Annotated in this window: 12 protein-coding genes and 1 pseudogene; 6 read left to right on the forward strand and 7 right to left on the reverse strand. The window is 60.6% G+C overall.

Annotation, left to right across the window (positions count from 1 at the left end; translation table 11 throughout):
• From HA630_RS14720 to HA630_RS14735, 4 genes are all read right to left on the reverse strand, one after another.
• Positions 1–2,192: type I restriction endonuclease subunit R (locus tag HA630_RS14720; RefSeq protein WP_166835612.1), on the reverse strand; the 2,192-nt coding region annotated here is incomplete at its 3' end.
• Between the two features lie 15 nt (positions 2,193–2,207).
• A complete protein-coding gene (locus HA630_RS14725) occupies positions 2,208–3,137 on the reverse strand; it encodes a GIY-YIG nuclease family protein (protein WP_166835614.1) in 930 nt (309 codons plus the stop codon).
• Between the two features lie 22 nt (positions 3,138–3,159).
• Positions 3,160–4,503: a hypothetical protein gene (locus HA630_RS14730; protein ID WP_166835616.1), complete on the reverse strand. Its 1,344-nt coding sequence runs from the start codon at positions 4,501–4,503 to the stop codon at positions 3,160–3,162.
• Positions 4,500–6,437: a class I SAM-dependent DNA methyltransferase gene (locus HA630_RS14735; RefSeq protein ID WP_166835618.1), complete on the reverse strand. Its 1,938-nt coding sequence runs from the start codon at positions 6,435–6,437 to the stop codon at positions 4,500–4,502. Before HA630_RS14735 ends, HA630_RS14730 begins: the two co-directional genes overlap by 4 nt.
• A 333-nt stretch (positions 6,438–6,770) precedes the next feature.
• Here HA630_RS14735 and HA630_RS24770 point away from each other — a divergent pair, with 333 nt between their 5' ends.
• From HA630_RS24770 to HA630_RS14755, 5 genes are read left to right on the forward strand one after another with little or no spacing between them, the layout of a single operon-like run.
• Positions 6,771–6,902: a hypothetical protein gene (locus tag HA630_RS24770; protein WP_256368644.1), complete on the forward strand. Its 132-nt coding sequence runs from the start codon at positions 6,771–6,773 to the stop codon at positions 6,900–6,902.
• 46 nt (positions 6,903–6,948) lie between these two features.
• Positions 6,949–7,323: a DUF3489 domain-containing protein gene (locus HA630_RS14740; RefSeq protein WP_166835596.1), complete on the forward strand. Its 375-nt coding sequence runs from the start codon at positions 6,949–6,951 to the stop codon at positions 7,321–7,323.
• Complete coding sequence (locus HA630_RS14745) at positions 7,320–7,829, forward strand: DUF2924 domain-containing protein (RefSeq protein WP_166835598.1); 510 nt, start codon at positions 7,320–7,322, stop codon at positions 7,827–7,829. The genes HA630_RS14740 and HA630_RS14745 overlap by 4 nt, the downstream gene beginning before the upstream one ends.
• Positions 7,829–9,592 carry a recombinase family protein gene (locus HA630_RS14750; protein WP_208300094.1) on the forward strand — a complete coding sequence of 588 codons (1,764 nt, stop codon included), beginning with the start codon at positions 7,829–7,831 and terminating at the stop codon, positions 9,590–9,592. Before HA630_RS14745 ends, HA630_RS14750 begins: the two co-directional genes overlap by 1 nt.
• A complete protein-coding gene (locus HA630_RS14755) occupies positions 9,589–10,206 on the forward strand; it encodes a hypothetical protein (RefSeq protein WP_166835600.1) in 618 nt (205 codons plus the stop codon). The genes HA630_RS14750 and HA630_RS14755 overlap by 4 nt, the downstream gene beginning before the upstream one ends.
• 117 nt (positions 10,207–10,323) lie before the next feature.
• Here HA630_RS14755 and HA630_RS14760 read toward each other — a convergent pair whose 3' ends face one another.
• Positions 10,324–10,623 carry a helix-turn-helix domain-containing protein gene (locus HA630_RS14760; protein WP_166835602.1) on the reverse strand — a complete coding sequence of 100 codons (300 nt, stop codon included), beginning with the start codon at positions 10,621–10,623 and terminating at the stop codon, positions 10,324–10,326.
• Between the two features lie 83 nt (positions 10,624–10,706).
• Between HA630_RS14760 and HA630_RS14765 the strand changes: the two genes are divergently transcribed.
• Positions 10,707–11,591, forward strand: coding sequence for a hypothetical protein (locus HA630_RS14765; protein ID WP_166835604.1), 885 nt, complete (start codon positions 10,707–10,709; stop codon positions 11,589–11,591).
• A gap of 28 nt (positions 11,592–11,619) precedes the next feature.
• Here the strand turns inward: HA630_RS14765 and HA630_RS14770 are convergent, their stop codons facing one another.
• Both HA630_RS14770 and HA630_RS14775 read right to left on the reverse strand, forming a co-directional pair.
• Positions 11,620–12,300, reverse strand: coding sequence for an NUDIX hydrolase (locus HA630_RS14770; protein WP_166835606.1), 681 nt, complete (start codon positions 12,298–12,300; stop codon positions 11,620–11,622).
• Positions 12,301–12,683: pseudogene (locus HA630_RS14775) on the reverse strand (hypothetical protein); the annotation flags it as partial.

The following is a 12,683-nucleotide window of genomic DNA, read 5'->3' on the forward strand; positions in this document are numbered from 1 at the left end:
TAGGTGCGGTTCAGGCGCGACAGGGTCTGCACCGCTTCCACGCCTGAGATCTTCTTGTCCACGTACATGGCCACCAGCTTGGGCTGGTCAAACCCGGTCTGGAACTTGTTGGCCACGATCATCACCTGGTACTCCGGCGTGTCGAACGCCTTGCGCATGTCACGGCCACGCAGGTTGGGGTTCAGGGTGATTTCGTCGAATTGGTGGTCCTTGGGCAGCTCTTCGGCGATCAACACGCCGGTTTGCTTGTCCTGGTTGGGCACGTCACCGCTGAAGGCCACCATGGCGTGCAGGTCGGTGTAGCCACGCTCGTCGCAATACTTCTTGAGCATGCGGGCGTAGCTCACGGCCGAGGCGCGTGAACTGGTCACCACCATGGCCTTGGCCTGGCCGTTGAGCAGTTGAGCCACGTTGGTGCGGAAGTGCTCGACGATGAGCTTGACCTTCTGGCCCACGTTGGTGGGGTGCAAGGACATCCACTTGGCCAGCGACCGTTTGCCGGACTTTTCATCGACACGCTGGTCTGCCGCCACCGCCATGTCCGAGGCCAGCTTGTAGGCCAGGGAATACGAGGTGTAGTTCTGCAGCACATCGAGGATGAAGCCCTCATCGATGGCCTGCTGCATGCTGTACAGGTGGAAGGGAGCCGGTGGGTTGTCCTTGCTAACGGGCAGTGCCGGATTGAGCGGGCGGCCAAACAGCATCAAGGTGCTGTGCTTGGGCGTGGCGGTGAAGGCGAAGTAGCTGGCGTTGCCGGGTCGCTGGCGGGAGGCCTGCCAGACGGACAGCTTGTCGTACGCGCTGAGCTGGTCCCACTCCTCTTCGCTCTGGCCGGTGAGCACGTAGCGCAGGTCGTCGGCGGTGCTGCCGCCGGTGCTGCTGTGCGCCTCGTCGATGATCACGGCAAAGCGGCGCTCGCGCAGGCTCTGCTCCTTCAAGATGGCCTCTTGGGCATGCGGGAAGGTTTGCAGCGTGCAGACGATGATGGGCGTGCCCGCCAGCATGGCCTGGGCCAGTTGATGGCTCTTGGGCAGGTTGGAAGTATCCCGGTCCACCGCCTTGACCACGCCGGTCTGGTGCTCGATCTGGGTGATGGCGTCTTGCAGCTGCTTGTCCAGCACCTGCCGGTCGGTGACGACGATGACGCTGTGGAAGTAAGGTTCACCGTCCGGGCGGCGCACCCGGATCAAGGAGTGTGCCGTCCAGGCGATGGTGTTGGTTTTTCCCGAACCTGCACTGTGCTGGATCAGGTAAGGCTGGCCTGCACCCTCCTGGCGCACGGTATCCAGCATCTTGGTCACGCTTTCCCACTGGTGAAAGCGCGGGAAGATCAGGCTTTCCTTGATGTGGGTGTGGCCCTGGGCGTCTTTGCTCTCCTGCTTTTGCAGCAGCACGAATCGGTGGAAGATGCGCAGCCAGTTGTCCCTTTGCAGCACCCGGCGCCAGAAGTAGCTCACCGGGTAGGTGGACTGGCCGTCTGGCCCCACCTCGCCTGGCGGGTTGCCTGCGGCACCTTCGTGGCCCCGGTTGAAAGGAAGAAAGAAGGTGGAGTCGCCATCCAGCTTGGTGCTCATGTAGATGAGGCTGTCGCTCATCGCAAAGTGCACCACCGCCCCGCGCTTGAAAGTCAGCAGCGGCTCCAGGCCACCGGTCTTGCGCTTGGGGTTGCGGTCTTGCTTGTACTGGCGCACCGCTGCCCAGACGGACTGGGTGAAATCGGTTTTGAGTTCGACCGTGGCCACCGGGATGCCGTTGATGAAGCACACCAGGTCGATGGCGTTTTCGTTATCGAGCGAGTAGCGCACCTGCGGCACCACGCGCAGCAGGTTGCAGGCGTAGCGCTGGCGGGTGGTCTCGTTGCGGTCGTCTTCGGGCAGGCCTTCGCTCATCTTGAGCGTGCCGGCACCGGCAATCTGGAAACCATCACGAATGACCGAGACCGTGCCGCCGTCTTTGGCGTCCAGCGCCTTGACCAGGCGGTCCAGCACGGTGCTTTCGGCATTCGCACCATTCAGGGCGGTCAACTTGGCCCAGGCTTGAGGTTGGCTGCCTTGGAGCCAGGCCACCACGTCAGCGGGGTACAGGGCACGGGCCTTGTCGTACTGGGTTGGGTCACCCACCTGCCAGCCGCTGGCCGCCAGTTGCTCGACGATGTGGCGTTCGAGTTCGCATTCGTGGTGGATGTGGCTCATGTGACTTTCTTCTTGTTACTGCGCCTGACCGTCGCCGTTGCTTGTGTCAGCCAATGCCTTCAGCTCCGTAAGTGACTGCCACTGTCCATACGTTTGATTTGAGCCTTCGAGATACCAACTCATTGGGCCGCTAGCACTGCGGCCAGCAACTATTGATGCTGCCGCACTAGGGCTCTTGAACGGGTAATTTTTTGTAAAAACCATGAGCTGCTTGTCTTTGGCGAGCACCCCTTGCTGAACAAGCTCTTCAAACAACCCTTGATAGCTGCCTGGAACACCTTCCCACGCTAGTCGTGCTTGAGAGCCCTCGAGGACAACAAACTCGCCGTCCACTTCTTGTCCCTTGGCAAATAAACCGTGTTTTTTGACTTCCATGACAAAGGCAGGGGAAGACTGAGTGGTTGGCTTGGCCTTGGGGGCTCGCAGAATGTCTATGCCCAGTACTGGCAAAAGCGATTCCACCTGCTCGACGAAATACTCCATGTCGGCTTCGTCTGCCTCTGGCAAGCCTTTGTAAGGCGCCTTTTGCACATTCACAAGTTTCGACCGACCAGCTTGCTTGGCAAGAGCGATAAGTCGGCTTTCCAGATACTTGACATGCCCCTTGGTTAGGTTGGCGTCTTTGCTGGAAATCAGACAGATACGATCCCAATCGTCCAACTTTTCTGAGGCATCTGCTTTCGATGACTTTCCAAGCTGCTGATGGTTTTTGAACCGCTCGGCCAGATCATCGCTTTCACCGATATAGGCTTTGGGTACGACCTCATCACTGCCGAGCAGCAAGTACACCCCGCTGCGCTTGGCCTCGTTGCGCAGGAGCAAGTCCGGAAGCCTAGCACGTGGACCGCACAGCACATGCCCGGTCCAGTTCATGATTTCAGCGGTGATCAGTCCGCCAGGTGTTCCGTCAACCAGATACAACTTGATGCTGCGACCCTTGCTCATTTCTATTCTCCCTGTGTGTTTGTCATTTGGTGATGCCCGAATCCCTCAGATCAATCTGTCCGGTGACAGCGGCGGTGATGAGGGCAGAGCGGCGCTCTTTTAGGAGTTCGATGCTGCGCTCGGTTTTGACCAGTAAGGCATCAACACGTTGTCCTTCTTGATTTAGTTTGGCTGCAATTTCAGATTGTTCCTGTCGAGGTGGTACAGGAACCATGAAATCAACAGCATGGCTAATATTGAACTGCTCCTGTGCAGCGCCGTACTGAACGACTTCAACTTGATAACGTACCACGCGACTGTTCATGACGTAACAAAGCCAATCGGAATCGAAGCCTCCTCGACGGATCAGCATGACAGAAGCACAGTTACCTCCCTCGCATTCTGGTGGGACGACGGCGGTAACCCCAGGGGCTCCGACGCGGACGGTTACAAGATCCCCCGCCATCAATCTGGTCTTAGCATTACGCTGACTATCCTCCAGGGAAATACGCCGAGCAGTTTCCGAAGAAATTATCCCTTCACTGATGTCACCGCCGTACAAAAACGGTAGGCCTACATCAGAAACATAATCGCTCGGATTCACAACGATACCGACCGTGAGACTGGGTGAAATGTATTTCAATGGCACGAGCTCCCAATGCTCCGGCACCTCCCCCAGCCACTCCACCCCGGAGTCCTTCATCTTCACGTTGGGGTCAAGCCCTTTGGTCACGGCATGGGTGATGAGGGCTTGGCGCTTCTCGCGCAGCAGTTCGATGAAGCGGGTTTTCTTGGTGATGAGGGCGTCGATGCGGGTGGTTTCGCGGTCGATGGCGTTAGTTATGACCGTAGTTTCGGCCTCAGACGGTACAGCAACGTACATGTTGCCAATTTGCTCGAAATTCAGACCTTCACGTCCGGCACCGTTTTGTGAAAAATCAATCTGTGCCTGTACTGTGCGACTTGGCAGGCACAGCGAAAGCCATTTGGCCGAGGCTGTTCGAACTGTGCGAAGAATACAGACATGCTGATTCACGTTTGCCGACTGAAATCCAGCAGGAACTTGACAAGAACGTCCAATTGATGCCCCCGTGATGTTGAGCAACACATCATGCTCACAGACACGGGAACCGGCCATTTCTTGATCAACTTCTTCGGCGATAAAGACGGCATCATCAAGTCTCAACCCATCTTCATAGACGTTCTGGCTACGCAAGAACAAAACACCGTTATCTTGGTAGACCTCAGCTCCTCCGGTTGGTGTTTTTCCACTGCCAATGTGACTGGTGATGTATTTCAACTGCTTCACATCCCAATGCTCCGGCACTTTTCCCAACCACTCCACCCCCGAATCCTTGTAAGCCGAGTACGGCTTGTAGTGACTCATTCCGTCACCTCACCCAGCAGCGCGGCAATCTCCGCTTCAATAGCCTTCAGGTCGGCGTCAATGGCCGCCAGCGGTCGGGGCGGCTGGTACTGGTAGAAGTAGCGGTTGAAGTTGATTTCGTAACCGACGATGCCCACCTGGCCGTCTTTCTCGTCCTTCTTGCCTCCGTCGATCCAGGCATCTGGCACGTGGGGCAGCACTTCCTTGGCAAAGTAGTCGGCAATGGGCTGGCCCAGTGGCACATTCTCGAACTCGCGCAGGTCCGCATCGGGCATGACGTTGCCCCCACCTTTATCGCTCATGTCCTTCATGGGCTGGGCGTCTGGGTCTTTGATGCCCACGGTGGCCATCAGCTCCTTCAGGTGGGCCTTGGTCAGCTTCTTGATCCCAGCGGCTTTGAGCAGTGCGTCAAGGCTGTCAAAGGTGCCGCTCACACCGGCGAGCTTGTCGGCGTGAGCCTGGCTGGTGACGGCGTTGAAGTTGGCAATGCGGGCTTCGGTGGCATCAAACCGCATGCGCAGCGGGCGTTCCACGGTGATGCGGCGGTAGCCAAAGTCGGTGGTCTTGAACAACTTGCTGATGCCCTCGTTGGGCATGTCTTGCAGCAGGCGGGCAATCTCGGCGATCTGGTCTTCCGACAGGCGCTTGCGCTTGCTGCCCAGCGACTTCTGCATGGGCGTGTGCAGGGCACTGGCGTCGATCAGTTGCACCAGGCCTTTGCGCTCTGCTGCCTTGTGGTTGCTCAGCACCCAGATGTAGGTGCCAATGCCGGTGTTGTAGAACAGGTCGTTGGGCAAGGCCACGATGGCCTCGAGCCAGTCGTTCTCCAGAATCCAGCGGCGGATTTCGCTCTCGCCACTGCCCGCACCTCCGTTGAACAGAGGACTCCCCGACAGCACGATGCCGATGCGGGTGCCTTTGCTGTGCTCGTCCACTGGTTTGCGCTTGCTTAGCAGGTGCATCAGGAACAGCAAGGAGCCGTCACCCACCCGTGGCAGACCAGGACCAAAGCGGCCGGCAAAGCCTTCGTTGACGTGTTCAGCGTTCACGTCAGCCTGCACCTTCTCCCACTTCACGCCAAAGGGCGGGTTGGCCAGGCAGTAGTCGAAGCGTTCATTGCGCAGCTGATCGTTGTTGAGGGTGTTGCCCAGCTTCAGGTTGCGCACGTCGTAGCCCTGAATCAGCTTGTCGGCCACGCTGATGGCGTAGGTCTCCGGGTTCAGCTCCTGGGCGTAGGGCACCAGCTTGGCGTTGGGGTTCCATTCCTGCACCTGTTCAATGGCGCTGGAGAGGAAGCCACCCGTTCCCGCTGCACAGTCGTACACAGTGCGGATCACACCCTGGCCGTTGAGGGCTTCATGGTCGGTGGCGAACACCAGGGTGGTGACCAAGCGCACCACGTCACGCGGGGTGAAGAATTCCCCGGCGGTGTCGTTGGCGCTTTCGGCGAACTTGCGGATCAGGTGCTCGAACACCAACCCCATCTCGTGGTTGGTCAGCACATTGGGGTGGAGGCCCAGGTTGGCAAACTGATTGGCCACCATGTACAGCAGATTGGCTTTTTCGAGCTTTTCCAGCCACTTGCCGAATTCAAAGTGCTCGAACACCTGACGAGCGTTGGCCGAGAACTTGGCCACATAGTCTTCTAGGTTGGCTCGGGTGCTGGTGGAGCCCAACGTGGCCAGGTTGAACTGCGACACGTTGTAGAAGTTGGCCTGTGCCGTGGCGGGCAACACCAGGTCCAGGTCAATGCCGGTCGTCTTCACGGCTTCGTACTGGGCGAGGACGGCCGAGCGGGTCGGCTCCAGCACACACTCCAGGCGACGCAGCACGGCAAAGGGGAGGATGACGCGACCGAACTCGGATTGTTTGAAGTCACCGCGCAGGGTGTCGGCGATGTTCCAGATGTCGGAGGCGAGGTTTTGTTGGTTCATGGTGTCACTGCACAAGTCACGCGCAGAGGGCGGCACACAAACCATCCCCCTGCAAAAGCCAAGGCACCTCATGGGGTGCCGTTTTGATCGCATCGTACCGGGGTTTGGAACCCAAAACAGATGCCGGACCGATTCAGGTGTCTTGCAGGGTTACCAGCGCTGCGAACAGCCCAGTGCAGCGACGCAAGGCACCCAGTGCTGATTCACGTCCTGCTACACCCAAAGCCATGGTGACCATGGCCGAAGCTCTTCGCCCCCTACTGGCACACCATCTTCAAATTTGAAGAGAGCAGATGGCCACCTACCAGGCATCTTTGTACTTGCATACTTGCCATGGCCATCGACGTCCCGGTGAGCGATATCGACATCGCACAAACAGCACCATTTTTCCAATCACATCAAGTCCGCCTCGCTATCTCGACCACACACCACGGCTACTCTTCAAAGAAGTTGATCGACCCGTGAAGTAGAGCGTTACTACCCCCGTGCCCAGTCAGGCACGGGAGTAAGAATGAAACGCACACCATCCCCCAAGTCAGCCAACCCCGCCACACCACCGCCCAACAAGGCCGCTGCGTCGCCCTCGAAGTCGATCAAGGCAAAAGCCGGCACACCGGTCAAACGCTCCCGCACCGAACACCCCCCGGCTGAGGGGACAGAGCCAGTTTGCACGCCTCCCGCGCAGAGCAAGCAGGCCCAGCTGATCGCGCTGCTCCGCACGCCCAGCGGCGCCTCCATGGCCCAACTGACCGCCCTCACCGGCTGGCAGGCGCACACGGTGCGCGGCATGATCAGCGGCACCTTGCGCAAGCATATGGGCTTGTCGGTGACGCTCGAGACGGTCGATGGAACCCGCCTGTACCGCATCGCGGGAGCATCCGCATGAGCGCGCAGGTGAATGCCTCCATCGGTGCTTCGGCACCGTATCAAACGGGTTCGGTCTTCAAGTCCCAGGTGGGTGTGATGTCGGCGACGGCCTCCGATGTGGCTTCGGGCATGGTGGCAAGCGTGGTGGGCGATTTGGCGTCAGCCGACCGCACCACCCTGGCCCAGCAATGGCACACCCTGTTTCATCGCGATCCCCCCGCCCACGTGCAGGTGGCCTTGATGCGTCGAGTCTTGGCCTGGCACGCACAGCACCAGGTCTCACCGTTCGCGGCCAAGGGGACATCGGTCTCGTCCATGTCTCTCACCCACCCACCGAGGTCGGGCACCACATTGGCCCCCGGCACCCGCCTCTTACGGGAATGGCAAGGTGCGACCCACGAGGTGCTGGTTCTGGCCCAAGGCTTTGAGCACCAGGGCAAGCACTTCAGCAGCCTGAGCGCCGTTGCGCGTGCCATCACCGGCACCCCCTGGTCAGGGCCGGCCTTCTTCGGGATCAAACGCTGATGGCCCGCAAGACCGCTGCCTCCCTGAAGGCAATGGCCCACAAGGCCAACATGGCCTCACTGGCCACCCTGCCCTGTGCCATCTACACGCGCAAGTCCTCCGAGGAGGGCCTGGAGCAAGACTTCAACTCGCTGCACGCCCAGCGCGAAGCGTGCGAGGCGTTCATCCTGAGCCAGAAGGCCCTGGGCTGGACCTTGGTGCCCACGACCTACGACGATGGGGGTTTCTCTGGTGGAAACACCGAGCGCCCTGCCCTGCAACGCCTGATCGCCGACATCGAAGCCGGCAAGGTCAAGGTGATCGTGGTCTACAAGGTGGACCGCCTGACGCGCTCCCTGGCGGACTTTGCCAAGATGGTGGAGCTCTTTGACGACCGGGGCGTTTCCTTTGTCTCGGTCACCCAGCAGTTCAACACCACCACCTCGATGGGGCGTTTGACGCTCAACGTGTTGCTGTCCTTTGCCCAGTTCGAGCGCGAGGTGACCGGTGAGCGCATCCGCGACAAGATCGCTGCGTCCAAGCGCAAGGGCTTGTGGATGGGGGGCCTGGTCCCAGTGGGCTACCGGGCCAACGGCCGCACCTTGGAGCCCGACGAGGAACAAGCCGAACGCATCCGGGAAATCTACCGGCTGTACCTGAAGCTCGGTGGTGTGGGTGAACTGTTCGAGGAACTGCAGGCCCGCGGCTGGCACACCCCGGAGCGCTCGCACAAGCGGCCGGGCTTCGGTGGCAACAAGCCCTACAGCCGTGGCCACCTCTACCGCATCCTGAGCAACCCGGTCTACATCGGGATGACCACCCACCACCATGAAGTCCACCCGGGGCAACACCCGGCGATCGTGGACCAAGCCTTGTGGGATCAGGTGCAGCAGCGGCTCGCGGACAACCGGCAAGGGCACAAGACCCAATCGCACGCGGCCCACCCGAGTCTGCTGGCGGGCAAGCTGGTCGATGAACAGGGACGCCGTCTGGTGCCTTCCCACGCCCGCAAGGGGAACAAGCGCTACCGCTACTACGTGACCCCCATCGACGAGCCGGGCGAGCCGGTGCGACTGCCCGCCAACGAACTGGAGGAGTTGGTCATCGCCGCCATCGTCCAGTGGACAAACGACGAACAACGCTTGGTCGATGCGGTGGGTTGGTGCAACGCCCAGATCGCCCAGTATGCGGTGACGGCGGGCAAGCTCCTGGCGGCCCAGTTGCAACTGAACCCGCGTGAGCGGGTCGGGGGTTGTGTGGACGCTGTGCTGGTTGGGCCGTCGTCGGTGCGCATCACCCTGGACCTGATCGGCTGTGGCATCGTGAAGGTCAACCCTGGAGGTGGGTCGGAACCCGGACCGGCGTCGGACCCCGTCCCCACGCTGGTCGAGATCGAGGTGGAGGCCGAGCGCAAACGCTGTGGCGGGGCCGTCCGGTTGGTGGTGAGCCCCCAGGGCAACGGTCCGCAGGTGCCGCGAGAGCCAGACACGACTTTGCTGGGCCTGATCGGCAAAGCGCAGAGTTGGCTCGATCGGATGACGCAACAAGGCCAAGGCACTGGAGAAATCGCCAACGCCGAGCAGGTCTCCCCTGGCTACGTCACCCGGATGCTCCACCTGGCGCTGTTGGCACCGGACATCGTGCAAGCCATCGCACAAGGCCGGCAACCGATGTCGCTGAACGCCACCAAGTTGATGAAGTGCATGCCCTTGCCCATGGACTGGGAGCAGCAGCGCGCCTTGCTGGGGATGACCGAGGGTGTTGGCGCAGGAGGTCTGCAATGAGCGGCCTCTGCCACCGCTTTGTTAACGGGCTGCGCGCCCGCACCGAGGTGGAGTGCCGCGTCAAAACAGCGGCGGGGCACTGGCGGTATGCGTGCCTGCACCGGGAAGTCGAAATACCCGCAGCGAGCGCAAGTGTCGCCTGGATGCAGGCGGCTCGGTTGTTGTGCGGGTGGAGACCGGAAACCACAGGGTCAACGCAGGTCGACCTGGCCGGTCTCGCCGATCCGATCGAGCTGGCCCAGCAGTGCCAGCCCGGGATCGTTTGTGAAGCCGTCCCCATGATCACCCCCCAGCCGATCGGAGAGCGGGTGCTACAGGCGGTTCTTGAAAACGCGGTGCCGATCATCCAGTACGGCGATGGGCAGCACACCCGCTGGTCCACGGTCTGCGGGGTGGAGCTGTTGGACGGTGTGGCGCAGGCGCTCCTGCTGCTCGACGCCAGGCTCCCTGGCCCCTGGGGGGTTGCCTATAACGCCCGCCTGGAACTGGCTTCGGTGGCGCGCGCGTCGCCCCAGTTCCTGGCCTTGCGGGCGACCGATGGGCAGTCTTGGCGCGTTTCGCTGCAGCAGCTCTTCATCGCCAGAGCGGGTGCCTCGGGTCGCGATGTGGTGTAGCCGCCAGCGATTTCGCATCCACTACACTCGCCTTTTATGATGTGTTTGAAACCCTTTATAAGCGATCATGACAAGTGAATCACCCAGACCTGAGCGTTTGATGATCGCGGTCCAAGGCTACGGTCTGGCCGTGCGGGGGGCGCGCATCTGGGTCGGGTCGAATCCGCGCAACTCCGCCAGATTGGGGTCGAGCAGTTCGTGTGCAGGCAAGCCCACCGCTTGGGCCAGCCGTTCGATGTTGTCGATGCTGATGTTGCGGGATCCCCGCTCCAGGGTGCCGACGAAGGCCCGGTCCAGATTGGCTTCGTGTGCCAAGGCCTCTTGTGACATCTCTTTGGCGATGCGGGCCATGCGGATGTTGCGGGCAAAAATCAGACGCAGCGAGTAGCCGCTGGGGTCGGAGGCAGGTTTGGGCATGCCTCGCATCGTCAAAAAACATCGCGTTTGGATCCACGGTGTTTGAAACCCTTTTAAAACTTATGAAACCAACAGAGAGCAACATGAACGAAAAAACCGATCACTTGACCAACAAACGCCGGCAGCAGCTGTTGGGCGCATGGGATGGTCTGCTGGGCCTGGGGTTGCGCGTGAAACTGTGGTGCGCCCTGCTCGTCGGGGCGCTGGTGCTGCAGGGGTGCAGTCCCCAGGGGGCCGATGGTGTGGAGTCCGCGTCTGAGCAGACGGCGCACTTCCCAAAGCACATTGAAGTTGTGGACGCCGGGACGTACTTCAGTAACGTGCCCGCTTATGCCGGTCGGGAGGTGTACTTGTATCTCAATCGGGTGAGTGCCTCGCTGTTGAAAACCGGGTCTTCTCAGATGCTCATGAGCAGGGATGGAAGAGATGTCTCAAAGTACGGTTACCTGGAATTGTCCAACCGGGCAGTGAAAAAATGGCAAAGCATCGGTTTGGATTCCAAAAAGAAATACACCATCACATTCAAGGTCAAGGCGACTGACCAGTGCAACGGCTGCGGCTTCATGTACCGCATCGAAGCCGATGATTTTGTGGTCCACGCCGAAGGCGATGCCCGCTACCCGGCCAAGGTCACACTGGGGGCAAACGGTCTGCCCGTGGAGCGACTGACATTTCCCAGGCCGATTACGGTCACAGACCTCAAGCAGCTCGAGCTGTTTCCAGAGCAGTACAAGGACCGGGCGATCCGAGTCCAATTGACGTTTGTGACAAGCCAGATCCAGCCCCACAACGACGCCTACCTCGAAATGGAGGAAATCGGCAAGCTGAAGGTCTTGGTGAAAAAGGAAGTGATCAGAAACAAGCTTGCCGGGTTGCCGACAGTGGCTACCGTCGAGATCACCGGCAAGCTTGAAACCAGCGGCGGTTCATCGCTCCTCATGGGTGACAAGCTCGACGTCTGGGAGTGAAGGCTCGACTTTGGCGGTGACCTCCACATCAGTGGGGTTCATCCGCCGACCGGCTTTCCAAAGCATCGACAATGGGGCGATCGTTCGGGCTGTTGAACACCAGCGGCAGTTGCTCCTGAGGCACCAGCATCACCGCCTGCGATTCCCAGCCCATGTCGGCGGGATTGCCGCCCACCCGCTCGGCCAGGTAGTAGCGTGCGTAGCTGGTGCTGCGTTTGACGTCGACCAGGTGTCGGACCAGTCGCACCTGCAGGCCTGACTCTTCATAAGCCTCCACCAGTGCTGTGGCCTGGGTGGACAGCCCTTTGTCCATCTTGCCCTTGGGAAACGTGGCCTGGTAACCGCCAAAGGCGTTGCTGGGCACCACCACCCAGATGCGCCCATCGGGCTCACGAATCACCACGCCCGCCGCCTTCTTTGCGGCTGGGACATCGAACTCGGGTTCAGGGACCCAGTGCTCGGCCGCCAATGCCTCCCACCCCTCGTTCGAGTGAGGCGCTGCCTGCCAGGACGATGCTGGCACGCCGTTGATCGATGCCGGCATGGGCCCGTCCGGCACCACGCAGGCGATGGCCATTGCATCGGACCAGGCTTCCAGGCCGCTGGGCTGGCTGGGGTGCTTGATCGCGACCGGTTGGCCGTGGTCATCGGGCCTGGGGTGGATTACCGGACTCACCGTGGCCCACGCTGATGCAGCTGGTGTCTTCATTCAGGGCTTGCTGGACTTGCTGTACGTCTGCGGCTGGGTCTGCAAGCGGTACAGCACATCCCAGACGTCGTGGTACAGGTGGGCCCGGTTCGGTCCCTGGACTTTCGAGACCTGGCTCTTGAAGTTGCTGTAGTTGAGTTGGTTGACCAGGCTGGCCATGGCAGCGGCCACCTCGGCACGGGGTGCCACGGCGCGGAAGCGGTAGTCGTTGACCTGGCTCTCCTGGATATCCCCCAGGCCGGGCAGGTACTGCTCGCGCAGCGCTTCCAGGTCAGCCCGAACGCGTGCGCGCACGGTCAGGGTGTCTGTTGCCACGTCGCTGGGTTTCTGGACGATGCTGAAAAATCCTACTGGTGTGATGAGCCACATGGGGTCCTCCTTGC

The organism is Aquabacterium sp. A08 (genome assembly GCF_011742065.1).